This window comes from Pseudanabaenaceae cyanobacterium SKYG29 (assembly GCA_025055675.1).
Taxonomy (GTDB): Bacteria; Cyanobacteriota; Cyanobacteriia; order Pseudanabaenales; family Pseudanabaenaceae; genus M5B4.
The window spans coordinates 187,835-211,061 of sequence record JANWWT010000002.1 but is presented as its reverse complement, the minus strand read 5'-3'; the positions used below and the strand labels follow the sequence as shown (position 1 = coordinate 211,061).

At 50.9% G+C, this 23,227-nt stretch carries 25 protein-coding genes; 16 read left to right on the top strand and 9 right to left on the bottom strand.

What is annotated here, in order from left to right; translation table 11 throughout:
* Nucleotides 1-15: 15 nt before the first annotated feature.
* A complete protein-coding gene (locus NZM01_05740; protein ID MCS6959533.1) occupies nucleotides 16-549 on the bottom strand; it encodes a CGLD27 family protein in 534 nt (177 codons plus the stop codon).
* Between NZM01_05740 and NZM01_05735 the strand changes: the two genes are divergently transcribed.
* Complete coding sequence (locus NZM01_05735) at nucleotides 548-1,150, top strand: hypothetical protein (GenBank protein MCS6959532.1); 603 nt, start codon at nucleotides 548-550, stop codon at nucleotides 1,148-1,150. The two genes, NZM01_05740 and NZM01_05735, sit on opposite strands and share 2 nt — an antisense overlap.
* Nucleotides 1,151-1,240: 90 nt before the next feature.
* On the top strand, nucleotides 1,241-1,393 hold the full coding sequence (locus NZM01_05730; protein MCS6959531.1) for a hypothetical protein: 153 nt from the start codon (nucleotides 1,241-1,243) through the stop codon (nucleotides 1,391-1,393).
* Between the two features lie 51 nt (nucleotides 1,394-1,444).
* Here NZM01_05730 and NZM01_05725 read toward each other — a convergent pair whose 3' ends face one another.
* Entirely contained in the window at nucleotides 1,445-2,059 is a 615-nt protein-coding gene (locus tag NZM01_05725; protein MCS6959530.1) for a radical SAM protein, read from the bottom strand.
* An 83-nt stretch (nucleotides 2,060-2,142) separates the two neighbouring features.
* The gene (rfbB, locus tag NZM01_05720; protein ID MCS6959529.1) at nucleotides 2,143-3,204 is read right to left on the bottom strand and encodes a dTDP-glucose 4,6-dehydratase; all 1,062 of its coding nucleotides are present in this window, start codon (nucleotides 3,202-3,204) and stop codon (nucleotides 2,143-2,145) included.
* Between the two features lie 68 nt (nucleotides 3,205-3,272).
* On the opposite strand from rfbB, the gene NZM01_05715 reads away from it, so the two are divergent.
* The 6 genes from NZM01_05715 (at nucleotide 3,273) to NZM01_05690 (ending at nucleotide 10,577) form a co-directional block, all read left to right on the top strand.
* Nucleotides 3,273-3,983, top strand: coding sequence for an RNA methyltransferase (locus NZM01_05715; GenBank protein ID MCS6959528.1), 711 nt, complete (start codon nucleotides 3,273-3,275; stop codon nucleotides 3,981-3,983).
* On the top strand, nucleotides 3,976-5,022 hold the full coding sequence (locus tag NZM01_05710) for a class A beta-lactamase-related serine hydrolase (protein MCS6959527.1): 1,047 nt from the start codon (nucleotides 3,976-3,978) through the stop codon (nucleotides 5,020-5,022). The genes NZM01_05715 and NZM01_05710 overlap by 8 nt, the downstream gene beginning before the upstream one ends.
* A gap of 21 nt (nucleotides 5,023-5,043) precedes the next feature.
* Nucleotides 5,044-5,811: a Fe-S cluster assembly ATPase SufC gene (sufC, locus tag NZM01_05705; protein ID MCS6959526.1), complete on the top strand. Its 768-nt coding sequence runs from the start codon at nucleotides 5,044-5,046 to the stop codon at nucleotides 5,809-5,811.
* Nucleotides 5,812-7,336: 1,525 nt separating this feature from the next.
* Nucleotides 7,337-8,563 (top strand): Fe-S cluster assembly protein SufD, encoded by a 1,227-nt coding sequence (gene sufD, locus NZM01_05700; GenBank protein MCS6959525.1) that lies wholly within the window; start codon nucleotides 7,337-7,339, stop codon nucleotides 8,561-8,563.
* Nucleotides 8,563-9,903, top strand: a complete 1,341-nt coding sequence (locus NZM01_05695; protein MCS6959524.1) for a hypothetical protein — start codon at nucleotides 8,563-8,565, stop codon at nucleotides 9,901-9,903. The genes sufD and NZM01_05695 overlap by 1 nt, the downstream gene beginning before the upstream one ends.
* Nucleotides 9,904-9,944: 41 nt before the next feature.
* The gene (locus NZM01_05690) at nucleotides 9,945-10,577 is read left to right on the top strand and encodes a DUF3386 domain-containing protein (GenBank protein ID MCS6959523.1); all 633 of its coding nucleotides are present in this window, start codon (nucleotides 9,945-9,947) and stop codon (nucleotides 10,575-10,577) included.
* 28 nt (nucleotides 10,578-10,605) lie between these two features.
* Here NZM01_05690 and NZM01_05685 read toward each other — a convergent pair whose 3' ends face one another.
* Both NZM01_05685 and bioB read right to left on the bottom strand, forming a co-directional pair.
* Nucleotides 10,606-11,883, bottom strand: coding sequence for a hypothetical protein (locus NZM01_05685; GenBank protein ID MCS6959522.1), 1,278 nt, complete (start codon nucleotides 11,881-11,883; stop codon nucleotides 10,606-10,608).
* Nucleotides 11,884-11,899: 16 nt separating this feature from the next.
* Entirely contained in the window at nucleotides 11,900-12,832 is a 933-nt protein-coding gene (gene bioB, locus NZM01_05680; GenBank protein ID MCS6959521.1) for a biotin synthase BioB, read from the bottom strand.
* A 63-nt stretch (nucleotides 12,833-12,895) separates the two neighbouring features.
* On the opposite strand from bioB, the gene ruvB reads away from it, so the two are divergent.
* Entirely contained in the window at nucleotides 12,896-13,921 is a 1,026-nt protein-coding gene (ruvB, locus tag NZM01_05675; protein ID MCS6959520.1) for a Holliday junction branch migration DNA helicase RuvB, read from the top strand.
* Here ruvB and NZM01_05670 read toward each other — a convergent pair.
* Nucleotides 13,918-14,412, bottom strand: coding sequence for a DUF2993 domain-containing protein (locus NZM01_05670; GenBank protein MCS6959519.1), 495 nt, complete (start codon nucleotides 14,410-14,412; stop codon nucleotides 13,918-13,920). The genes ruvB and NZM01_05670 overlap by 4 nt on opposite strands.
* 54 nt (nucleotides 14,413-14,466) lie before the next feature.
* On the opposite strand from NZM01_05670, the gene NZM01_05665 reads away from it, so the two are divergent.
* The 7 genes from NZM01_05665 to accD all read left to right on the top strand — a co-directional run bounded on the left by NZM01_05665 (nucleotide 14,467) and on the right by accD (nucleotide 20,073).
* The gene (locus tag NZM01_05665; protein MCS6959518.1) at nucleotides 14,467-14,634 is read left to right on the top strand and encodes a hypothetical protein; all 168 of its coding nucleotides are present in this window, start codon (nucleotides 14,467-14,469) and stop codon (nucleotides 14,632-14,634) included.
* Nucleotides 14,635-14,644: 10 nt separating this feature from the next.
* Nucleotides 14,645-14,836: a hypothetical protein gene (locus NZM01_05660; protein ID MCS6959517.1), complete on the top strand. Its 192-nt coding sequence runs from the start codon at nucleotides 14,645-14,647 to the stop codon at nucleotides 14,834-14,836.
* Nucleotides 14,837-14,882: 46 nt separating this feature from the next.
* Nucleotides 14,883-16,004, top strand: a complete 1,122-nt coding sequence (locus NZM01_05655; GenBank protein MCS6959516.1) for a peptidylprolyl isomerase — start codon at nucleotides 14,883-14,885, stop codon at nucleotides 16,002-16,004.
* Between the two features lie 4 nt (nucleotides 16,005-16,008).
* Nucleotides 16,009-16,944, top strand: a complete 936-nt coding sequence (locus NZM01_05650) for a PhoH family protein (GenBank protein ID MCS6959515.1) — start codon at nucleotides 16,009-16,011, stop codon at nucleotides 16,942-16,944.
* A 100-nt stretch (nucleotides 16,945-17,044) separates the two neighbouring features.
* A complete protein-coding gene (locus tag NZM01_05645) occupies nucleotides 17,045-17,797 on the top strand; it encodes a response regulator transcription factor (protein ID MCS6959514.1) in 753 nt (250 codons plus the stop codon).
* A gap of 15 nt (nucleotides 17,798-17,812) precedes the next feature.
* Nucleotides 17,813-19,192: a glycogen synthase GlgA gene (gene glgA / locus NZM01_05640; protein ID MCS6959513.1), complete on the top strand. Its 1,380-nt coding sequence runs from the start codon at nucleotides 17,813-17,815 to the stop codon at nucleotides 19,190-19,192.
* Nucleotides 19,189-20,073, top strand: a complete 885-nt coding sequence (accD, locus tag NZM01_05635; protein ID MCS6959512.1) for an acetyl-CoA carboxylase, carboxyltransferase subunit beta — start codon at nucleotides 19,189-19,191, stop codon at nucleotides 20,071-20,073. Before glgA ends, accD begins: the two co-directional genes overlap by 4 nt.
* On the opposite strand, the gene NZM01_05630 is transcribed toward accD, so the two are convergent.
* The 3 genes from NZM01_05630 to NZM01_05620 all read right to left on the bottom strand — a co-directional run bounded on the left by NZM01_05630 (nucleotide 20,065) and on the right by NZM01_05620 (nucleotide 23,071).
* Nucleotides 20,065-20,853, bottom strand: coding sequence for a HEAT repeat domain-containing protein (locus NZM01_05630; protein MCS6959511.1), 789 nt, complete (start codon nucleotides 20,851-20,853; stop codon nucleotides 20,065-20,067). The two genes, accD and NZM01_05630, sit on opposite strands and share 9 nt — an antisense overlap.
* Nucleotides 20,854-20,916: 63 nt before the next feature.
* Nucleotides 20,917-22,350: a F0F1 ATP synthase subunit beta gene (atpD, locus tag NZM01_05625; GenBank protein ID MCS6959510.1), complete on the bottom strand. Its 1,434-nt coding sequence runs from the start codon at nucleotides 22,348-22,350 to the stop codon at nucleotides 20,917-20,919.
* Between the two features lie 430 nt (nucleotides 22,351-22,780).
* On the bottom strand, nucleotides 22,781-23,071 hold the full coding sequence (locus tag NZM01_05620) for a hypothetical protein (GenBank protein ID MCS6959509.1): 291 nt from the start codon (nucleotides 23,069-23,071) through the stop codon (nucleotides 22,781-22,783).
* Between the last annotated feature and the right edge of the window lie 156 nt (nucleotides 23,072-23,227).

The window sequence follows — 23,227 nt, the reverse complement described above, 5'->3', positions numbered from 1 at the left end:
TTAAGGCAAGCATTCCTAAAAAATCGCCCCTGCCAAACTCACCCCCAGCACCACTGTCACTACTAACCCCACCGCACGAATCCGTCGCAAAATCGGCAACACTTGGTAATTGGCAATTAGGCGATGTTGTGCCAGTTCCACCTCTGATTTTTGCCAGATTTGTCCATCGTACCAGCCTGTTTCTTCATAGAGAATGGTGTCACTATTTAGGCGGTGATAGACATAACTCCAGCCCAGAAAGAGGCGCAGCAGAATAAAAGCTAGACCGATCGATGCCCCTGCTCCCGTGGCACTGAGGAACTTACCCAATTGCTTATGGGGATCAAAACTCGCCATTGCCAGGGGAATAGCCACCACCGACCAGCCCAACCAGATGCAGAGCACTACTCGCCAAAACCGCCAACCCTCCGCCTTGCCCCAAGCGAAAAAATAGGATTCACTAAGTGCCGTAAACTCGTTCAAGGGTTGTTGTTCGGGGGGAACGGGATTAGTCATAATGCCCGCTATGGCACAATAGCTCCTACTGACTGATGATAGCACGACTGCCATGCCTCCCTTCCAAAGCCGTTTGTTTCGTTGGATTTACCAGTCACTACCCTTCCAATGGGGCAGAAAATTACGCCATGCCCTCCACCACTGGCTAGCAAAAGCCCCGCAAACCCTCCAAGCCGTTGCTCAGTTCTGCCAAGACACCCTACCGCACTTGCTAAGAGGTAAAACTACCTCCCCCCTCTACTCGCCTCCCCCCGCTGACTTGAGTTCTCCTACTGCCCCTGCAAACACCCTCTCCCCCCGCCCCCGCGCGATCATACTCCACCGTTGGCGCACCCTCCTAGAAGAAGCCATGGACTATTTCCTCCGTCGACCTAGGCTCTCCCCCACCCAACAAGCCTACGAGAACGACACGGAACCCTGGCCCCCCCTCCCCCCTCCTGAATTACCCCTCGAAGTCACCTCCGTTAAACTAGACCCCCCCGAACCACCCCTGCAAGCCTGGATTGATACCCCTGCCACCTCCCTCGGCTACGTCTACAGTCCCCTAATTAACTTCCTGCTCTGGCTCGATCGGCTAGTCGCCCGCCTGGAAGCCTGGCTGGTCAAACTCTGGCGTAACTTCTGGGAGTGGCTCACCACCTACCGCCCTGCCTAAAGATGTATTTTTGTAAATTTTGATATTTTGGTAGCATAAGCTACAGAATTTTCTGTATAATGTAATTGTCGATAGAAAAAGGACAAGGTTATGAACATCAAAGAACAACTCCGCCAAGCCACCATCAACAACCGTGTACAAGACCAACAACGCCAGGAAAAGGCACTGGGTCGCATTGCTGCCAAAGTCGGCTTAACCGTTAAGGAAGCTGCGGATCACACTTGGAAACCCTACGTTAGCTAGATAGACTATGAGCCACTGCCTAGATGCCCTCCGTGATGGTGCGGGGGGTATTTAGTTGGCAGACAGATTGAGGGAGCCAAGAAAACCAGTAATAATACGCGTGCCGTCCTTAAGGATGTGAATTTCCGCCTGGTCGGAAGCCCAATCTAGTCGATCGGCAAAGGCAGGGTTAAACACGTGGACTCTTTGGTTGCGGGAAGAAACCAAGGAATCAGGGGAGTTGACCGCCAGGGATTGCACATAGGGACCATCGATCAATATGTCCAACTGGTCTAGGAGGGCTTGGCTGTAGGGGGGAGCCTGGGGGGAGCGCAATTCTTCCAGGGTAAAGCCTGTAAAGGACATCACACTTAAGCCCTCAGCTCTCAACAACTTGGCTAACTCCGTCAGTGCCTCTGCTTGCCAGAAGGGTTCCCCCCCTGAAAATGTTACCCCTTCGTTGTGGGGATTAGCTAAAATTTGCGCTGCCAGGTCAGGGGCAGGGACAATCTGGTTAGGGACAAACTCCCAGGACTGGGGGTTAAAACAGCCGAGACATGCTTGCTGACAGCCCTGTACCCACACTACCGCCCGTCGCCCTGGTCCATTCACCGCCGACTCGTGGATCAAACCCATAATGTTGAGGTGCCCAGGGGGAATAAAATCTTGTACAGGTGGTTGTTTCATAGTGGCGTTGCCCTAGCTCCTTTTTAATTTAATCTCCTCTTACCGATCGGGCACTCCCTGCTCAGAGATTTTTAACAAAAGCTTTAGCGATCGTCATAGTTTTGTTTTAGCCACTGGCGATAGGCACCCGATCGCACGCCGTTCACCCAAGCTAAATTATTGAGGTACCACTCGATCGTTTTTCTGATGCCACTGGCGAAATTCTCCTGGGGTTGCCAGCCCAATTGGGTTTTGATTTTGCTGCAGTTGATAGCATAGCGTAGGTCGTGGCCAGGGCGGTCTTTGACAAAGGTAATGAGGGAGGTACGGCTAGTGGGTTGGGGGTCAATTTCATCTAAGATAGTGCAGATTGTTGTCACCACTTCTAGGTTGGGTTTTTCACTTTCGCCGCCGATATTGTAGGTTTCCCCTGGTCTACCCTGGGTGAGGACTTGATAGATAGCTTCACAGTGGTCAGTTACATACAACCAATCCCGCACATTTTCCCCTTTGCCGTAGACAGGAATTGGTTTATTTTCGTAGGCATTGAGAATGGTGAGGGGAATTAATTTTTCGGGGAATTGATAGGGTCCATAGTTGTTAGAACAGTTAGTGGTGAGGGTAGGCAATTTATAGGTGTGGTGAAACGATCGTACGAGGTGGTCAGCAGCGGCTTTAGAAGCACTGTAGGGGCTATTGGGGGCATAGGGTGTTTCTTCCGTAAAAGGGGGGTCAGTAAAGCTCAAACTACCATAGACTTCATCCGTGGAAACATGCAGGAAGCGAAAATTGTCCTGTGCGGCTGGGGTTAGATTTTGCCAGTAATTTTTTGCTACCTCTAGCAGATGGAAAGTGCCTACAATGTTTGTCTGGATAAAGCTGTCAGGGGCAAGAATAGAACGATCGACATGACTTTCTGCTGCAAAATTGATAATTTTTGTAATAGCAAACTGTTCCAGAATATATTTGACTAACTCCCGATTACCGATGTCCCCTTGGATGAAATGATGACCCCGATCGTTACGCAAGGACTGCAATGTTTGTAGATTACCTGCATAGGTTAGTTTGTCGAGATTGACAATATTTGCCCACTGTTTCTGCCTGGCTAGTAGCACAAAGTTACCACCAATAAAACCCGCTCCCCCTGTGACCAACCAAGTCTCCATTTTGCCCCTATCTAGTAGTAATTGTCCCTCCTAAGGTAGCATAAAACTATTAGTTATATAAGCGCAGTATGTCCTTAAGAATTGTCCTGGTAGAGACCCAAGGCGCGTTAAATTTAGGGGCTGTTGCCAGAGTGATGAAAAATATGGGACTCGATCGGTTACATCTGGTCAATCCCCTGTGCAGTCCCTATGACTCAGAAGCTAAGCAAATGGCAGTCCACGCCCAGGATGTTCTCGCCAAGGCTCAGATTTTCCCCTCCCTGCCTGCAGCTCTTACAGGTTGCCAACGGGTATTAGGTACCTGTGGTCGCTCAAACAATTGTTTGACCTGTGTCAGCCCCCCCCAGGGTATAGCCTGGTTGCAAGGAGTAGGAGAAAGTGCCCTCGTGTTTGGCGCAGAAGACAGAGGACTGAGCAAGGAGGAACTACAGTACTGTCAAGGGGTAATCACCATTCCCACGGTGGCAGCCTACCCTTCCCTCAATCTCGCCCAAGCAGTGGCAATCTGTTGTTACCAATGGCGGCTGTCCCAGGTAGATGACCCCACCCCCCCACCGATCGTGCCTGCCCCCGTGGAAGCGATCGAGGGCTTGTTCAGTCACTTAGAACGGGTTTTATTGCAAATTGGCTACCTTTACCCCCATACTGCTTTTGCCCGCATGCAAAAATTCCGTAAAATGGTGCAGCGTGCGCAGTTAACCCAAGAGGAAGTGACGATGCTCAGGGGCATCCTCAGTCAGGTACAGTGGGCGGTAGAGGGGAATAAAACCCATGCGTAGATTGCGGCAGCGTCGTAGTCGTGCCCAGAGAAAGCCTATGCCCCTCTGGCTGCTGTTGGCTCGCCTGCTGATTGTCATCCTTGTGCCCCTCGTGGCTCTCAGTTTGATTATCGGTACTGTTTCTGCCCTCTTCAATCGTCCTGCTCCCCCTTCCCCCGCTGCCCAGCAGCCCACTGCACCTACTCCTCCACCCCTGCCCCTAAAACAGGAAATCCCAACTCTTGCTGCTGCTATCAAAGAGCTTGTCCCCAAAAGTGAAGCTGATAAACTCACCCTCTATGTTATGCTCTATGAACCGGACCAGGGGGGGTATGTGGACATCAATGCCAGTACCCTCACCGCTGCCGCTAGCTTGATTAAACTACCTATTCTGGTTGCCTTTTTAGAACAGGTTGACCGGCAAGGGATTGCCCTCGATGAAACGCTGCAACTGACAGAGGATGTGAAAGCTCCTGAAGCGGGTATCCTGCAAGACCGCCCGCTGGGGACAAAAGTACCTGCCCTGGAAGTGGCTACCTTGATGATCACGGAGAGCGATAACACTGCTACCAATATGCTGATCAAGCGTTTAGGGGGGATTGAGCCAATCAACGATCGGTTTAAGCAATGGGGCATGAGTCAGACGCGGTTGCGCAATTACCTACCAGACCTCCAGGGGACGAATACCACCACTGCCAAGGAGTTAGTGGAACTGTTTAACAAAGTGGAACAAAACCAGTTACTGTCTCTCCGCAGTCGTGACTTGTTTATGGACATTCTGCTCCAGACCAAAAACAATAATCTAATTGCTGCTCCCCTGGGGGAAACTAGCCGCGTTAGACACAAAACCGGCACGATCGCTACTCTGGTAGGGGATACTGCTATGATTGATACTCCCAATGGCAAGCGCTACTTTTTAACGGTGATGGTGAAACGTCCCCCCGAAGACGGCACGGCAGAAGAACTAATCCGCAAAATTTCCGCCACGGTGTACGACTACTTCCAGTCCGGCAAGGCACCCTTACCCCCAACCTCCCTCACCAACGAAGTGTTAAACTAGGGCAAAGTTAAGTAGCAAGACATGATCATTCCTGAAGCAGAGACATTGTTATCTGTGCAAGACCTGACTGCTGAAGTAGATGGCACCCAGATATTGAAGGGAGTCAACCTGGAAGTGAAACGGGGAGAAATTCACGCCATCATGGGCCCCAACGGATCGGGAAAGAGTACCTTTTCTAAAGTGCTGGCAGGACATCCCGATTACACTGTTACAGGGGGCAGTATCACTTTTAAGGGACACAACTTACTAGAGTGGGAGCCAGAAATCCGAGCGCGGGAAGGGTTGTTCCTCGCTTTTCAGTATCCCCTAGAGATTCCAGGGGTGACCAATTCGGAGTTTTTACGCATCTCCTGTAATGCTGTACGGAAGCACCGTGGTTTGCCAGAGTTGGATTTGTTGGATTTTAGTGACTTTATAGAAGAGAAACTAAAGATTGTGGAGATGAACCCTGCCTTTTTACAGCGCAGTGTCAATGAAGGCTTTTCCGGCGGTGAGAAAAAAAGAAATGAGATTGTGCAGATGGCAGTGATGGAGCCAGAGCTAGCTATCCTAGATGAAACGGACTCAGGGTTGGATATTGATGCCCTCAAAATTGTAGCGGCAGGGGTCAATCAACTCAGCAATGCCCAAAACGCTACGATCGTAATTACCCACTACCAAAGACTGTTAAACTACATAGTCCCTGATTTTGTGCACGTCATGGAAGAGGGAAAAATTGTGTTAACAGGGGGGAAAGACCTGGCATTAGAACTGGAATCCCGCGGTTACCAGGAAATTGATTGGGTCTAAAGCCCCGCCTTTTAGGGCAGCTCGTGAGCGCCTCGGGAGCCTCGTCGAGCGACGTCGACCGACCTCACCGAACGACGGCTTTTTATCCATAAGACTTTGTGATAAGATGCTCCTATGCTAGTGAGAGAATGCAAACTCAAGGGGATAGCCTCCCAGTATCAGGCTTTAGATGAAGCCATCCGTACGGCGCAGTTTGTCAGGAACAAGTGTTTACGGTACTGGATGGACAATCAAGTGACGCGGGAGCCTCGCGGCTTTGGTGAGCTCGCCGAACACCGACCGAGCGTGAACAAAGCACAGTTGTATAGGGTGTGCAAAGAATTAGCGCAAGAATTTGCGTTTGCCAAGAAGCTAAACTCCCAAGCCCGACAAGCCAGTGCAGAGCGGGCGTGGTTTGCTATCTCACGGTTTTATGACCGCTGTCGCAATGGGGAGGGAAAGAAGGGCTATCCCAAATTTAAGAAACATACGCGTAGCGTGGAGTACAAGCAATCAGGGTGGAAATTATCTCCTGACGGCAGGACCCTTACCTTGACTGATGGGTTTAAGGCTGGCAGTTTTTCTCTGTACTGCAACGCAGAGGCAAGACAAGACATCTTGCGGTTGAAGATAAACAGAGTACGGATTATCCGCCGTGCTGATGGCTACTACGCCCAGTTTGTCCTTGATGCCGAGAGGAAAGAATCAGTCCCATATACGGGGCAGGTGATAGGTTTAGATTTGGGATTAAAGTATTTCTATGCAGACCAACAGGGGAACACGGTAGAGTGTCCGCAGTTTTTGCGCAAATCTGAGAAGCGATTAAAACAACAGCAGCGGAAACTAAGCAGAAAATACCGCCGACTCGGGAGCTTCGACTCGAGAGCGGTTCGCGAGTCTCACCGAGCGGCCTCGTCGAACGACGTCGACCGAAAGGGCAAGGCGCAAAGTAAGAACTACCACAAACAAAGACAGAGGGTAGGAAGGCTTCACCTCAAAGTCCAACGCCAGCGTAGAGACTGGGCGATTAAACTCGCTCGGTGCGTCGTGATGTCCAACGACATCGTGGTGTATGAGAACTTGAACATAAAAGGTATGGTGAAGAACAGGCACCTAGCAAAGTCAATTCATGACGCGGCATGGGGGCAATTCACTCAATGGCTAGACTACTACGGTAGGGTATGGCATAAGGTAGTGATAGCGGTGCCACCTCAGTACACAAGCCAAGACTGTCCTGAGTGCGGGTATCGGGTACCAAAGACGCTAAGCACTCGCACTCATATCTGCCCCAACTGTGGTTTTGTTGCTTGCCGTGACCAGACAGCGGCCATGAACATTCTCAAGAAAGGGTTGGCAATGCTAGGAGCAAAGGGTACCTTTGGGCAAAAGGGAACCGCCTCCGACTCGGGAGCCTCGTCGACCGACGTCGACCGAGCAAGAGGGAACGCCTGTGGAGATGTGCGCCACTGCCAGGGAGGGGAACCCCATCTGGTAAGCGCTGTCGTTGAGGCAGGAACCAGAATCCCCGCACTTTAGGGTGGGGAGTATGTCAAGATTGGTTGACAGAGGAATGATGAACCCAGAAGTAGAGAGATTGCTTAATTCTCTTAGAACAGAAGCAGCGGAAAGACTAACTCAGTTACATTTTCCCTCTGTGGGAGAAGAGGACTGGAAATATACGGACCTTACCCCCATCAAGGAAATTCCCTGGCAGACAGGTCAAATAGATGCTCTGATCGAGCCTTGCTCCCTCCCCGAGGCGGACTATCAGTTAGTTTTCCACAATGGTATTTGCCAGAGGGAACGATCGCTCTTCTGTATAGATAACCTCTGTGTGCTTGGCTCCGTGGCAGGGGACATCAAACAGTGTGGTCATGTTTTGTTTGCCCATCTCGGTCAATATACAGATGACGGGGATTATCTTACGCAACTGAATAGTCAAGCCTGTCACGATCTCGCTCTTATCTATGCCCCTAGTCAGTGGCAACAGGAAACAACGATCGGTCTGCATTTTCTCAACTCTGGTCACCACACCGTCAGTCATCCCCGCTGTTTGATCGTGCTATCTCCCCATACCCGCTTGAGGATCGTGGAAATCCACACAGGCACAGAAGCAGAATACTGGTCTAACCCTGTTACAGAAATCTACATCGGTGAGCAAGCCCAGCTAAATCATGTAATCCTGCAAAAGCAAGGAAGATTGGGGTTTCATACCAAAACCACCAGAGTGAGACAGGCAAAGCAGAGTTTCTATCAGTTGCAAACGATCGATCTAGGTGCTCGTTTGTCCCGTCACAATCTGCATATCCAACAGCAGGGGGAAGCCACCACGACAATTGTCCAGGGGTTAGTTTCTATCGCCGGGACGCAACTAGCTGATACCCATTCGGCTATTATCCACAGTCATCCCCAGGGGCGGAGTAACCAATTGCACAAGTGCATTTTGCGAGAACATAGTCACGGCGTGTTTAATGGTAGAATCTGTGTGGCAAAAACAGGACAATTAACTGATGCTAGTCAACTCAGCCGCAATCTCTTACTCTCTCCCCATGCCCGCATTGATACAAAACCCCAGTTAGAAATTGTCGCTGATAATGTCAAGTGTGCTCACGGTGCTACTGTCAGTCAAATCGATCGGGACGAACTATTTTATTTGCAAAGTCGAGGGATTGACCTGGCTACTGCCACTGATATACTCACCTATGCCTTTGCGGGGGAGATTATCAAAAATATTCCCCTCCCATCTATGCGGGATTGGCTCAGGGTAGTCTGATGAAGTGGCTAGGGATTCTCTTGGCTTTTTTACCTTGTACAGCGGTGGGGGCAACCTGTCAAGTCAGTCCAGCAGCTAGTCAGACAAAACAGAGGTTGAGGCTACAAGACCCCATTGCCTATCAAAAACGTGTCCAGGCTGATGCAGCAGAACTACAGCGCTGTCGGCAAAAAAACTTTCCCCCCACCCAGGCTATCTGGCTCCGTCTCTACCCTGCCGATGCCCTGCCAGGGGTGCTGGAATCTGTCTTTGATCGCATTGTTGACCTGGGCTATAACCAAGTCTTTGTGGAAGTTTTTTATGATGGCAGAGTGTTGTTACCTGTCAGTCAAAATCAAAGCCCCTGGCGATCGGTCACGTTAGAGGCAGTCCAAGTAGGCAAACTGACCCCTGATACAGACCTCTGGCAAATGGCAGTAACAAAAGGCAAAGAGAGGGGCTTAAAGGTCTATGGTTGGTTGTTCACTCTCAATTTTGGCTATGGTTATGGGGAAAATAGGGATCGTTTAGGTGTCCTTGCCCGCAATGGCAGAGGCGAGACTAGTATTAGCAGGGCGAAATTCACTCCTGCGGAAGGGAAAGATGGCAAATCCTTTTATCTGCCTTTGACAGAGACAGAACATCTGTTTGTTGACCCCTACCATCCCCAAGCCAGGGCTGACTTACAGAGGGTGGTGCAGGAATTTGTCAAGGCTAAGCCCGATGGTCTAGTGTTTGATTACATTCGTTATCCTTTGACCACTCCCAGAATGAATGACCGCGTGGAAAACCTATGGATATACGGAGAGGCATCTCGCCAAGCGTTATTGGCAAAAGCAAGGGATGGTGAAGAGAGAGCACAATTAGAGGAATATCTCGATCGGGGGGGCAATGACCCCAATCTATGGGAGAAAGTCACCGAACACGCCTACACTGGGGTATTAGAATTCAGTCAAACTATCACCCGCCCCATTCCTGCCTCAATAGCGATCGGGACAGTCTTTTTCCCTGGGGGCAACCGCCAAGAGGGACAGAAGTTAGATACGAGAATGCAACCCTGGCACAGATTTCCTGCCCACTGGCAACGGCACCCCATGACCTACGGGCTGTGCTTAGATGGCAAATGTGTTGCCCAGGAAGTGGCACAAGTGCTGCAGCAATCACCCCCCCAAACCCTGGTCTGTCCTGCTCTAGCCGGTATCTGGGGTAAACCCTTCAACGGGCACGCCCCCCTAGAGGTGCAAATGGCAGAAATTCAAAAACGCACACCCCAAATTCAATGCCTGAGCCACTTTGTCTATGGTTGGATCGAGCCTGAGTCCGATCGGGAACGCAAATTCATGATCCCACCGCCAAACTAGGCTAGGATATTGTTGCTAGTAAAATGCATTAGGAAACACCTATGACTACCGCAACCCTTAGTGCCCAAGATTTATTCCGCGCTGCCTATGAGAACCGTTACACCTGGGATAGCAATTTCCCTGGCTTTACTGCTGATGTCACTATGACCAAAGGGGGGCAATCTTACAGCGGTCAAGTGAAAGTAGATGCTAAACTCAAGGCAGAAATCACGGGCATTGACAATGAAGAGGTCTTAAACGCTATCAAAGAGCAAATTTGGGAAATCACGATTCACCGTGTCCGCCGCAGTTTCGAGGATACCCATGGTAAGAATACTTTTAGCTTTGGCAGCAAGGACGAGGACGGTGCCCAGGAAATCCTAGTAGGTGGTGCTAGTGCTGGGGACCGTTATAAAGTCAAAGACAATGTGGTGACAATGGTACACCGTCACATTCACGGCACTGTGGTCACGATCGATACCCTGTCTGTCCATCCCACGGAGGCGGGCTATCTCTCCCACCGCTACACTTCTATTTACCACAATCCCCAAACCGGTGAGCAAATCAAACCGCGGCAATACTTCACCGATGAATACCAAAAAGTAGGGGACTACTATATTTTGTGCAAAAGAACGATCGAGGATGAGGGGGGCAACGCCGTCACTTTTACCCTGGACAACATCCACCTAGGTTAGCTGGGTACACCCTCCCTACGGGGGCAAATTACTCTGCCAGGGAGGGATTAGGTGGGGGAGCATTGGGGGTAAGCTGAATAGTACGTACTACTTCATTGAGAATTTGTTCTGCCAGATATTGATTGCCCGCTACGGTAAAGTGTATGGGGTCAACAAAGGCGGCTTGAGGGAATTGGCGGAAAATTTGGTAGTAGTTACGTACGGTTGCTCCTGGTAAATCCATTTTCAGTGTTGCAGGTGTGAGCATACCGAGGGATTGTTGGATAACTTCCTGATAGGTTTGGTCTAGTTGCCCTAAGATTTGCTGCTCTTGCCTGTCCGATCGGTTGCCACTGCCAGTGATTTCCGGCTGCAGAATGACCAGTAGGGGTTTACCTGCTGCTAATTTGCCCATCTGCTTCAGATTAAAACGATACTTTTGCCAGCGCTCTGCCCAATTGGCAGCCAGCTTGTAATGTCTCTGAGGTATGGGGGGTGGTGTAGACAACCTTTTCCCCAAACGCACGATCGCTAATTGGGACCAGAGGCGGTGGAGGCGATAGCCCAGGCTTTGCCGAAAGTGGAGACCTGGTTGGCGCAGCCAGAGGTCTAACTGGTAGGAGAGGGGTTGGGGGGGCAGTAGATCAGCGTAACCATCCAAAACAATGATGTAGTCAGGCTGGAGCCTTAAAATTTCGTGGGCGAGGAGAGTCAATTCCTCTTGGGAAGTGTAGCCGGGCACAGCACTGTTGATAACGCGATATTCCCGATCGGGTATGCGGGGGGGTAAAGCCAGCGCCGCTTCTACCTGCTCAGCAAAGAAGGGGAGGCTAGGGGGCTGAAAATTTTGGGGGAATTGCCGCTGTTGCTTGACGCGTTCTTTTAGTTTTTGCTCTAGGATTTCACCGATCGTGCTCTCGTTGTCGGGGGCATATTGCCCAAACGCTGCTGATCCTCCCACCAGAAAGATGCGAAATTCATTAGCTGGTTTGACCTGGGGTAGAGGTTCTTTGTCCCGCATGCCCTGGGGATTGATGTGCCAGTGGGGACTACTTTGGTTGGGTACGAGGGTGTAGGGGAGGGGAGAGCTAAACTTTACTTTTAGACCATAGTTGGAGCTGTTAGCGATGGGTTCCCCCTGGGAAGTAGCTAGGCGTAACTGATAGTATTCCGCGAGGGAAGGGTTTGTAGTTAAAAATCGTCCCCCCACCAGCCTTAGAAGAATTTCCACTGCCAAAAAAAGGACAAAACCGCCCCCCAAAACCAGGAGTAATATGCGCCGCCAGGTCGGTGTACCCGATCGGTAGTAGTAACTTCTTCGTCGCATCCGCATTCCTACCAACTTAGCACAAAGGGGTTAACCCTAATTGCGCCAGGAGGTCTCGATCGGAGTCAGTGCCAGGGTTAGGGGTAGTGAGCAGTTTCTCCCCGGTAAAGATAGAATTTGCCCCCGCCAGGAAGCATAGAGCCTGATCGCTAACACTCATCTGCTTTCTGCCCGCCGAGAGCCGAATCATTGCCTGGGGCATAAGGAGGCGAGCGGTAGCAATCACCCGGGCTAATTCCAAGGCTGAGACAGGAGGGCGGTCTCCCAGGGGAGTACCAGGGATAGGCACCAGCGCATTAATGGGCACAGATTGGGGTGGAGGCTGCAGGTTAGCCAAAGTGTGCAACAACATGATGCGGTCTTCATGACTTTCCCCCATGCCGATGATGCCCCCACAGCATACCTCTATGCCAGCAGCGGCGATATGTTTAATCGTTTCCAGGCGATCGCTGTAGGCGCGGGTGGTGATAATTTCGGGGTAAAAGGTGGCTGAAGTGTCCAGGTTATGATTGTAAGCAGTCAATCCCGCTTGGGCGAGGGCTTGGGCTTGGTGGGGTTTGACCATTCCCAAAGTCATACAGGCTTCCAGTCCCAGGGCGCGTACCCCCCTGACCATCTCCAGAATAGCTGCAAACTCTTGCCCCTCCGGCACTTGCCGCCAGGCTGCCCCCATACAAAAACGGGTGGAACCATTAGCTTTGGCAACTTCTGCCTGTCGTAAAACTTCTGCCACACTCAGGAGAGGGTAGACAGCAATCCCTGTGGTATAACGGCGACTTTGGGGACAATACTTACAGTCCTCTGGGCAGTTTCCCGATTTAATGTTGGCAAGGGTACACAGCTGCACCCGATCGGCAGGATGGTATTGCCTATGCACCGCTTGGGCCGTAAAAATCAGAGACAACAGGGGGCGGTGATAAATTTCTTGAACAGTTTCCAGGCTGAGCAAAATCTGACCTCGGTTGCAATTAGACTATCCTAGATTAAATTTAGTAGCACCCCAGACCCAGCTATGGCAATCATCTCTTCCTTCGACCAAGGGAAAAAGCCAACGCCTTCGCGGGTGGTAGCTCCCCAGCCTAGTTCCGCTGAGCAAGTCAGTATCGATCATAGCCGTCCCCAAACCCTGGCTGAATACATAGGGCAACAGGAATTAAAAGCCCAGCTGACGATCGCCATCCAAGCTGCCAAGGCACGGGGCAATGCCCTAGACCATCTGCTCCTGTACGGACCGCCTGGCTTGGGAAAAACTTCCCTGGCTCTAATTATTGCCGCTGAGATGGGGACCAAGTGCCAAATCACTGCTGCCCCTGCCCTGGAACGCCCCAGGGATATTGCTGGTCTGTTGGTGAGTTTACAAAGGGGGGACATTCTCTTTATCGATGAAATTCACCGCCTGCCCCGCGTCACAGAGGAAATTCTATACGCTGCTATGGAAGACTACCGCCTGGATATAACGATCGGTAAAGGTCAGAGTGCCCGTACCCGTAGTTTACCCTTGCCCCCTTTTACCCTGGTGGGAGCGACAACCCGAGTAGCAGCCCTGTCCTCACCCCTACGGGATCGGTTTGGTTTAACCCATCACTTGCGCTTTTACACAGTGGCGGAACTAAGCCAGATTGTTCTGCGCAGTGCCCACATTCTCCAACTAGAGATCGACCCAGCCGCTGCCCAGGCTATTGCCCAACGATCGCGGGGTACGCCCAGAATTGCCAACCGTTTACTCCGCCGCGTGCGGGACTATGCCCAGGTGCAAGGCGCTGCCACTATCACTGCCCAGATTGCTGTCGAAGCTCTGACTTTATTTGAAGTTGACCCCATGGGCTTAGACTGGATTGACCGCAAGATTCTGACCACCATGATTGAAAATTTCCAGGGCGGACCCGTCGGGCTAGAGACGATCGCTGCTATCACTGGGGAAGATGCCCAAACGATCGAGGCAGTTTACGAACCTTACTTACTACAAATTGGCTATCTCCAGCGCACAGCCAGAGGTAGAATTGTTACTCCCCTGGCTTACCAACACCTGGGTTACTAGGTGGCTTTGATTTGCAGTTGCACTTGGCAGGAAATACCGTCCGCATCAATTTCTAAGTGGTCAATCTGAACTCCCAAAGACTGCAGCAAGTGTGATAAAACTGACTGCATTTCCCCTGCTGGGATGTGGGGATTGACACCATAGCCCAAAGCCGCAGTGACCAGAGGGGATTGCAAAGCCTGCTGTAACTGGGTACGGGTAGCACTGAGGTGGACATGCACAACGATCGGGTCTAGTAGCTGCAGCGGCTGTCCTTGCAGAACTTGGGGCAAATTGAGATGAATAGCCTGGGCTACTAGGCGGACATAGGCAGCCTCTAAACCCTGATAGCGCACATCCCTTGCTGTTACTTGGGCGTAGGGAATATTGCCCTGCAGCAGCTGCCCATCGCCACTGTCGATGTCTATGTCTAACTGAGCTACTCCCTCCACTTGACTGCGCAGCCACAACTTGAGGAAGGGTACGATCGTCCTGGTGAGTAATTTTGTCACTGGGAAGTCTGTGAGAAAATACTAAGTTATAGTAAGTCTATTTTGTGAAGAACAATGAACCCCACTACCATTAATTGCAAAGAAGCCTGCGTCAACGGTTGTGTTTTGGGTGACAAGTGCCCCCATCTACCCTACCTGGAACAGACTAGGAAATTTTTGGCAAACACATCTATCGATCGTATGATTCAGATTGCCGCCGATCGGTTCAAGCCCAAGACTTAGTGCTATACCCATGAGTACGGAAACTGAACAAAAAATCCTTGATGCCCTGAACATCCTGCAACAGAAAGTTGACAAGTTAGAAGTAGAGATACAAAAGTCAAACGATCGTCTAGAAACCTACCCAAAAGCCAGTGATAACCTGATTAGACCGGTGACCACGATCGTGAAGCTGCCTCTGCCATTGTCATCCTTACTCCTCTAGCTAAGGCAGTAGCAGACTTTTCGGCAAAATCCCTGGGTGTGGGATAATGCAAATGGTCACCTATTGTCTAGCTATGCTGCGCCAGGTTATTGCTTTTTTGTGCTCTTTCCTGTGGTTAGTATGGTTGCCCCAGATCAGTTATGCTTCTCTCCCCTCCACCACGGCAATCAAAGACCCCCGTATTTTGTTACGCAACGCCCTACCGATCGATAACCCCGACATTCGCCTAGTACAACATACCCTAGAGGGCATGCCCAAGGAAGCCAAAATGAAGCGGTGGAGCAGTCTGCGCAAAGGGATTAAAGAAATAGAGGCAACTCTCACAGAAAAACAGGAATCGATCTTAGCAAGCATCAACCCCCGCCAGCTTGAGGAGGCGACCCAAGCCTATGGGCAACTAGTAGCGTTTTTGCCCCAACTAGAGCAAGCGATCGAGAAGAAAAAGCGTCTGGATGTCCCCCCCTTGGTAGAGACAGCCCTGGAGTATGTGACCACCATTGAAGAGGACATGGTGCAAAAATTCCCCTTTACTGTACCCCAGGAGTATCGCCATTTACCCCAGCTTAAGGGTAGGGCAGTGGTGGAGCTAGAGACCAACAAAGGGACAATCAAGCTAGTATTGGACGGCTATAATGCCCCTGTAAATGCGGGACAGTTTGCTGACCTAGTGCGCCAGGGTTTCTACGATGGTTTAGAGTTCAACCGTGCCGATGAAGGTTTTTATGTCCAAGCAGGTGACCCCCCTGGTCCCGAAGATGGCTATGTTGACCCCCGCACAGGTAAGGTGCGCACCGTCCCCATGGAAATTATGCTCCCAGGACAGCCCCTACCCATCTACGGCAAGACCCTGGCAGAGGCGGGTTACGATCGAGTTTTACCAGTCCTGCCCTTTTCTGCCTATGGCACTTTGGCAATGGCTCATAGCTACGACAACCCCAACGGTGGCTCTTCCCAGTTTTTCCTCTATCTCTTTGAATCCGACCTCACCCCCGCGGGTTTGAATCTTATGGACGGCAATTACACCGTCTTCGGCTATATGATCGAAGGAGAAGAAGTATTACGCTCCCTGCGCTTGGGGGACAAAATTATTCATGCTAAGTTAGTAGAGGGAGAAGAAAACCTGGAACTCCCCCCCAGTTTAACACCCCTAGAAAGCCCGCCCCTCTAACTGGATGACCGATCGGCTCATATTCCCCATCCCCAGTCTGACTGCTGCCCTTACCCTCGATCGTGCCCTAGAACAGATTCAAGCCTTCACCCAGACAACAATTGTATTGCGGGGACAGGAACTTTGGATTGAAGGAGAAGAGGAAGCCACGCACCGCGCCCTCAAACTGATTGAAGCCCTAGAACCCCTCTGGAGTAAGGGCAATACCATTGGGGAGGCAGACTTAATCAGCGCTCAAACTGCTCTCGATCGTTCCTTACTGGAGGAATGGAAACGGCGACCACCCCTAGCCCGCACTAGGCAGGGACAGATTATCCAGACCCGCACCTGGCGACAACAGCACTACGTCAACACCATTCAAACCCACGATTTAACCTTTGGCATTGGACCGGCGGGGACAGGAAAAACCTTCCTAGCAGCTGTATTAGCAGTAAAAGCACTGCAGGAAAATATCTATGACCGTCTGATTTTGACCCGTCCCGCCGTAGAAGCAGGAGAAAAACTGGGCTTTCTACCAGGAGACATGCAACAAAAAATTAGCCCCTACCTCCGTCCCCTCTACGATGCCCTCTATGAACTGATGGAAGTAGAGCGTGTGCCCCAGCTAATTGAGAAAGGCATAATTGAAATTGCTCCCCTTGCCTATATGCGGGGACGCACTCTCAATCGGGCTTTCATAATTGTGGACGAAGCCCAGAACACCACCCCTGCCCAGATGAAAATGCTACTCACCCGCCTCGGCTCCCAGTCGAAAATGGTTGTCACCGGCGACATTTCCCAAACCGACCTGCCACCCCACCAAACATCAGGCTTAATCATTGCCCGCAACATTCTCCGTCAGGTCGAAGGCATTGGCTTTGTCGAGTTCACCCGTGCCGATGTAGTACGTCATCCCTTAGTACAAAAAATCATTGCCGCTTACGACCGGGCGGAATTATAGCGCCTTTTCCATTAAAAAATGTATCAGAAGATGAAGACAGCCCCTGAGAAATTTACTAAAATTCAAATAGACTGCAGCTAACTCAAGACAGAGGGGAATGATGCCGCGCATACTAGTAATAGAAGATGACAGTGCCATCGCCGAAGTCGTAAAGGTAAACCTAGAGTTAGCAGGCTACCAAGTCGAGCAAGCAGAAGATGGCATTCGGGGGCAGGCATTAGCAATTCAGCTACTTCCTGACTTGATCATTCTCGACCTTATGCTGCCTGGTGTATTCGGGACTACCATTTGTCAGCGCTTGCGCCGGGATGAACGGACAAAAGATATACCAATTCTAATGCTGACAGCCATGAGCCAGACCCAGGATAAGGTAGAGGGTTTCAACGCCGGTGCAGATGACTACCTCACCAAACCCTTTGAGATGGAAGAAATGCTTGCCCGTATCCGTGCCCTCCTGCGCCGCACCGATCGGATTCCCCAGGCTGCCAAGCACAATGAAATCCTTAGTTATGGAGCACTCACCCTCATTCCCGAGCGGTTTGAAGCCGTATGGCAGGGGGAAAAAATTAAGCTTACCCACCTAGAATTTGAGCTATTGCACTGTCTGTTACAGCGCCATGGGCAGACCGTCTCCCCCAGTGAAATTTTACGGGAAGTATGGGGCTACGAGCCTGACGATGATATAGAGACCATCCGCGTCCACATCCGTCACCTGCGCACCAAGATGGAGCCTGACCCCCGCCACCCCAAATACATTAAAACCGTCTATGGCGCAGGCTACTGTTTAGAACTGCCACCCCCTGAACCAGAAGTTGCCAAAGTTTCCCCGACGGTTGAAAATAACCAGAAGTAGTAGATAGTCATCCCCATGAAAATCTTATTTGCCGCTGCTGAAGCTGCCCCTATTGCCAAGGTGGGGGGTATGGCGGACGTGGTGGGTAGTTTGCCCAAAGTGCTGCACAAAAAAGGGTTTGATGTCCGTGTCATCCTGCCCTACTACGGCGTGGTCAACAATCGCCTCACTGACCCTGTGGAACTGGTATGGCGGGGGCACTGTATGTACCAGAATTTTGACGTATTTGAAACCCGTCTGCCTGACTCCGATGTACCGCTATACCTAGTGGGGCATGGGGCATTTATGGCGAATCGGATTTACTATGGGGATGACGAAGACTGGCGCTTTACCCTATTTGCCAACGCCTGTGCCGAGTTCGCCTGGAATTACTGGAAACCCCACCTTATCCATTGCCATGACTGGCATACGGGCATGATCCCCGTGTGGATGCACCAGACCCCTGATATTTCTACTGTGTTCACAATTCACAATCTGGCGTATCAAGGTCCCTGGCGCTGGCGCTTAGAGCAGATAACCTGGGTGCCCTGGTACTTTCGTGGCGATACAACCATGGCGGCGGCGATTATTTTTGCCGATCGGGTTAATACAGTTTCCCCCACCTACGCCCGGCAGATTTGCACACCCGCCTATGGAGAGGGACTAGAAGGTCTATTAGCCCAGTTGGTGCCCTGGGGGATTTTGAATGGCATTGACGAGAAACTTGACCCCCGCATTGATCCCTACTTGGTGAAAAACTACGATAGTCAGACTTTAGAATTACGTCAGCAAAATAAGGTAGCCCTGCAACAGGAAGTGGGTTTACAAATTAACCGTGAAGCTTTTTTGGTGGGGATGGTTACCCGTCTGGTGGAGCAAAAGGGGATTGATCTGGTGATTCAAGCGATCGGTAACTTTCTCTCCTTTACTAACTCCCAGTTTGTCGTGATTGGTGCCGGAGAAAGATATTACGAATCCCAGTTATGGCAGTTAGCGGCTCGCTTTCCGGGCAAGATGTCCGCCCAGATTTTATTTAGCTCCCCCTTGTCCCAGCGGGTCTATGGCGGTTGTGATGCGTTTTTGATGCCCAGTCGCTTTGAACCCTGTGGCATTAGCCAGATGATTGCCCTCAAGTATGGCTGTGTGCCAATTGTCCGCAGTACAGGGGGTTTAGTCGACACTGTGCAGCACCATGATCCCGTAGCAGGCAAAGGCAATGGCTATTGTTTCGATCGTTACGACCCGATGGATATGTACACCGCTTTGGTCTGTGCCTACGAAGCTTATCGCTATCCCGACACCTGGCGCAAATTGCAGCAGCGGGGTATGGCCATGGACTTTAGTTGGGATACTGCCGCCGAAAGATATATAGAGTTATACCGATCGATTCCCAGTCTAGCGGAGTTAGTGGCATGACGATTTTTGACTGGTTTGCGGAAGCCCGTTCCCGCAAGAAGGAAAAGCTTGCCCCCCCTGCCTACCAAGAGCGGGAGATTCCTGATGGTCTCTGGCACAAGTGCCCTAACTGCAATCACCTCACCTACATCAAGGATTTACAGAATAACTTACTCGTCTGTCCCCACTGCCACTTCCACAACCAGGTACCTGCCCCCGATCGCATTGCCCAGCTCCTAGACCCCGACTCTTGGAGGGAAATCAACGGTCATCTTGTCTCCACTGACCCCCTCAATTTCTGTGACCGCAAGCCCTATCCCGATCGGTTAGAAGAATATCGCAGCAAAACGGAGTTACAGGATGCCGTAGTAACAGGATTGGGCAAGATGGAAGGTATTCCTGTGGCGTTGGGGGTGATGGACTTTCGCTTTATGGGGGGGAGCATGGGGTCGGTAGTAGGAGAAAAGATTGCCCGCCTGACCGAAACTGCCACCGATAGTGCTTTGCCCCTCCTACTAGTTTGTGCGTCTGGGGGGGCTAGGATGCAGGAAGGAATCTTAAGTTTGATGCAGATGGCAAAGACGGCGGCTGCCCTCGATCGGCACCGACGCGCACGGCAACTCTACATTGCTATTTTGACCAATCCCACCACAGGGGGAGTAACCGCCAGTTTTGCTATGCTGGGGGACATCATCATTGCTGAACCCAAGGCACTGATTGGCTTTACTGGAAGAAGAGTGATTGAACAAACTCTCAAACAAAAAATCCCCGACAACTTTCAAACCTCGGAATATCTCCTAGAACATGGTTTTGTGGATATGGTAGTACCACGGTTGAAACTACGATCGACGCTGGTACAGTTATTGCGGTTGCACAACTATTGCCCTGCTCTGTCAAAGTAAAGAATCCATCAAATCCATGACCGCGATCGTTTCTGCCGTCAAGTAATCGGGGGGTAAATTCTGTTCCAGAATACCTTTCAGAGCCAACAATTTCAGGCTATTTTCCGCCAACGTATCCGCTACAGGTTGAGCTGCCTGCAGGTAACCGATCGCGCCAATGTCTGCCAGTACTGCCCGCCGTAGTTGCAAATCGGGGCTATTGAGACCATCAATTAAAATCTGACCATAACGACTGCGGTCATCAGTGAGTTGATAGAGAGCACGGGCAGCGGCAAAACGAATGCGAGGCACCTCGTGCTCCAGATAGGGGGCAATTAAACCGACCGCCTCGATCGCTCCCAAAGTGCCGAGGGCTTCTATGATGGCATCAAAGGGCTGAGCTAGATAGGGCAATTCCGGCGCAGGATGGGGTATGGATTCTGGCTCTGCCAGCAACTTGATCAAATGGGGGATACAGACTGGGTCTTGCAACATTTCCAGAGATTGGGCTGCCGCCTCCCGCACGTAAAAATCCTCGCAGGACAGACAGTCCATCAAATGGGGTACCACATTCCTATCCCCCAACTTACCCAGTGCCCGTGCCGCATTCCGCCGCAGAGGATAGCCACCGTTGGGAGTCCGATCGTCTCTATCCTGCAGAGCCTTGACTAAGGCTTGAATTGCCCTCTCCTCCTTCACACGGAACCGTCCCAGCCACCAGGCACTGTAGAGCCGCATTCCCAAATCCTGCCCCTCCAGGTTAGCAATCGCCTGTTCAACTGTTAACTGTTCCCCCGTCATAGCCTCCTCCTAGAAAAGAAAGACAGGGCGACAAACCCCATCCTCCACTGTCAGGACACTGAATTATTTAGCTTCCGCCTTCAGTTTTTCACCCTTAGCAATCGCTTCGTTGATGTCCCCCACCATGTAGAAAGCCTGCTCAGGTAGGTCATCTAGTTCCCCCTTGAGGATCATGTCAAAACCTTTGATTGTGTCCTCCAGTTTGACATACTTACCAGGAGAACCCGTGAACACTTCTGCCACAAAGAAAGGCTGGGACAGGAAACGCTGAATTTTGCGAGCACGATAGACCGTGATCTTATCCTCTTCCGAGAGTTCGTCCATACCGAGGATAGCGATAATATCCTGCAACTCCTTGAACCTTTGCAGAGTTTGTTGAACACCCCGCGCCACACGGTAATGCTCATCACTGACAACCCCTGGTTGCAACATTGTCGAAGTAGAAGCTAGGGGGTCGACAGCAGGGTAAATGCCCTTAGCGGCTAAACTGCGGGATAGTACTGTAGTTGCATCCAGGTGGGCAAAAGTAGTAGCAGGAGCTGGGTCTGTCAAATCATCCGCAGGCACATAGACCGCTTGCACCGAAGTAATCGAACCATCCACCGTACTGGTAATGCGTTCCTGCAAATCCCCCATATCTGTGCCCAGGGTAGGCTGATAACCCACGGCTGAAGGCATTCTCCCCAACAGAGCCGACACCTCTGAACCCGCTTGCACAAACCTAAAGATGTTGTCAATAAACAACAGGACATCCTGCTTTGCCTGATCACGGAAATATTCCGCCATTGTCAGGGCTGACAGACCTACCCGCATTCTGGCTCCTGGGGGTTCATTCATCTGTCCATAGACCAGAGCTACTTGATTCAACACCCCCGATTCCTTCATTTCTTGGTACAGGTCGTTGCCTTCGCGGGTGCGCTCCCCTACACCGCCAAATACTGACACTCCTGAGTGCTCCTTAGCAATGTTGTTGATCAATTCCATGATCAAGACGGTTTTGCCCACGCCAGCACCACCGAACAAACCTACCTTACCACCCTTGCGGTAGGGGGCGAGCAAATCAATCACCTTAATCCCTGTTTCAAAGGTAGAGGGCTTTGTTTCTAGTTTGGTAAATTCAGGGGCAGGGCGGTGAATGGGCAGACGCTCCGATGTTTCCACGGGACCCAAATCATCGATCGGTTCCCCTAGCACATTAAAAATCCTGCCCAGGGTGGGCTTGCCGACGGGAACACTAATGGGAGCCCCTGTATCTTCCACTTCCATCCCCCGCACAATGCCATCCGTGCTACTCATAGCCACTGCGCGGACTTGGTTATCGCCCAAAAGCTGCTGTACTTCACAGACCACACGAATATCCCCAGCGTTGGTTTTGCCTGCTACTACCAGGGCATTGTAAATCTCCGGCAACTTGCCACTGGGGAACTCCACGTCCACTACAGGACCGATGACCTGGACAACTTTGCCAACATTTGTTTTTTGTGCCGTTGCTACCATGCTGCTTCTAACCTTGAATGAATTTATATTTATGCACTGGTTTTACGATAGCACCGTGGGCATCATTTTGGACTAGGATGATCCCTATAACCAGGTTTTAATCTCCTTGGGCTAGACCCACAGCCTAAAAGGGCACGGGAGCACTCAGCGCCATTACTCTCTAGCTAAACCAACCAAGCGTAGTCAATGTATCAACTTACAGCTTAACAATTCTCCCCATGTAGTGAGTAAAGGAACCCCTCTAATCTAACTCCAGAAAATAGGAAATTTCCTGGGCTAACCAACCTACCAGCCCATAAGGCACACGAACATACCACTCCTTGCCAATTCAGTCCCCATTCAGCTGGGTTGCGCGTAGGTTCAGGTGGAGTATCTTCTCCATCTCCATAGAATAGGCGATAACAGAATACACAGGTTATGCTGGGCGCATCTAAGATTCTTCGATGAAGAAATATGCCAAGACTAACCAGATAAATAAGGTAAAAATCATAGGAACTGCAATCAACTTACGATAGCTAAGAGAAGGAAAGAGAAAGTTCCTTTCCAGAGAAGTTCTGAAATCGACATAGAACTTATTCCTTGTTCTGTCAACGATCAACGTTTCACCTGGCAATTGTGGAGGTGGGGATTTAAGCAGAAAATACTTGGGCTTTGACCCTTTGAGCACAGACAGAGCATCTGCCGAACTTGCCGATCGTCTTTCTGGTATAGGATCAAGCATAGGGTCCAACCACTCTCCAAACTTACTGGAAATTTTTACGTCAGCTGCTCTACGCCAATCAGTTAGCATCTTTTTTGGGATATGTCACTGGGCTTTATGCCTGTAACAGGGCAGGGTTTGTACCCACTGTAGTAACTCTAACTTAAGAGAACGTTA

Coding starts and splice junctions, on each gene's coding strand:
- glgA (MCS6959513.1), top strand. CDS start 17,813: ATGAAAATCTTATTTGCCGCTGCTGAAGCTGCCCCTATTGCCAAGGTG.
- NZM01_05725 (MCS6959530.1), bottom strand. CDS start 2,059: ATGAAACAACCACCTGTACAAGATTTTATTCCCCCTGGGCACCTCAAC.
- atpD (MCS6959510.1), bottom strand. CDS start 22,350: ATGGTAGCAACGGCACAAAAAACAAATGTTGGCAAAGTTGTCCAGGTC.
- NZM01_05735 (MCS6959532.1), top strand. CDS start 548: ATGCCTCCCTTCCAAAGCCGTTTGTTTCGTTGGATTTACCAGTCACTA.
- ruvB (MCS6959520.1), top strand. CDS start 12,896: ATGGCAATCATCTCTTCCTTCGACCAAGGGAAAAAGCCAACGCCTTCG.
- NZM01_05730 (MCS6959531.1), top strand. CDS start 1,241: ATGAACATCAAAGAACAACTCCGCCAAGCCACCATCAACAACCGTGTA.
- NZM01_05685 (MCS6959522.1), bottom strand. CDS start 11,883: ATGCGACGAAGAAGTTACTACTACCGATCGGGTACACCGACCTGGCGG.
- NZM01_05690 (MCS6959523.1), top strand. CDS start 9,945: ATGACTACCGCAACCCTTAGTGCCCAAGATTTATTCCGCGCTGCCTAT.
- NZM01_05645 (MCS6959514.1), top strand. CDS start 17,045: ATGCCGCGCATACTAGTAATAGAAGATGACAGTGCCATCGCCGAAGTC.
- NZM01_05650 (MCS6959515.1), top strand. CDS start 16,009: ATGACCGATCGGCTCATATTCCCCATCCCCAGTCTGACTGCTGCCCTT.
- NZM01_05620 (MCS6959509.1), bottom strand. CDS start 23,071: ATGCTTGATCCTATACCAGAAAGACGATCGGCAAGTTCGGCAGATGCT.
- NZM01_05695 (MCS6959524.1), top strand. CDS start 8,563: ATGAAGTGGCTAGGGATTCTCTTGGCTTTTTTACCTTGTACAGCGGTG.
- NZM01_05665 (MCS6959518.1), top strand. CDS start 14,467: ATGAACCCCACTACCATTAATTGCAAAGAAGCCTGCGTCAACGGTTGT.
- NZM01_05660 (MCS6959517.1), top strand. CDS start 14,645: ATGAGTACGGAAACTGAACAAAAAATCCTTGATGCCCTGAACATCCTG.
- rfbB (MCS6959529.1), bottom strand. CDS start 3,204: ATGGAGACTTGGTTGGTCACAGGGGGAGCGGGTTTTATTGGTGGTAAC.
- accD (MCS6959512.1), top strand. CDS start 19,189: ATGACGATTTTTGACTGGTTTGCGGAAGCCCGTTCCCGCAAGAAGGAA.
- NZM01_05655 (MCS6959516.1), top strand. CDS start 14,883: ATGCAAATGGTCACCTATTGTCTAGCTATGCTGCGCCAGGTTATTGCT.
- NZM01_05740 (MCS6959533.1), bottom strand. CDS start 549: ATGGCAGTCGTGCTATCATCAGTCAGTAGGAGCTATTGTGCCATAGCG.
- sufD (MCS6959525.1), top strand. CDS start 7,337: ATGTCAAGATTGGTTGACAGAGGAATGATGAACCCAGAAGTAGAGAGA.
- NZM01_05715 (MCS6959528.1), top strand. CDS start 3,273: ATGTCCTTAAGAATTGTCCTGGTAGAGACCCAAGGCGCGTTAAATTTA.
- NZM01_05630 (MCS6959511.1), bottom strand. CDS start 20,853: ATGACGGGGGAACAGTTAACAGTTGAACAGGCGATTGCTAACCTGGAG.
- NZM01_05710 (MCS6959527.1), top strand. CDS start 3,976: ATGCGTAGATTGCGGCAGCGTCGTAGTCGTGCCCAGAGAAAGCCTATG.
- sufC (MCS6959526.1), top strand. CDS start 5,044: ATGATCATTCCTGAAGCAGAGACATTGTTATCTGTGCAAGACCTGACT.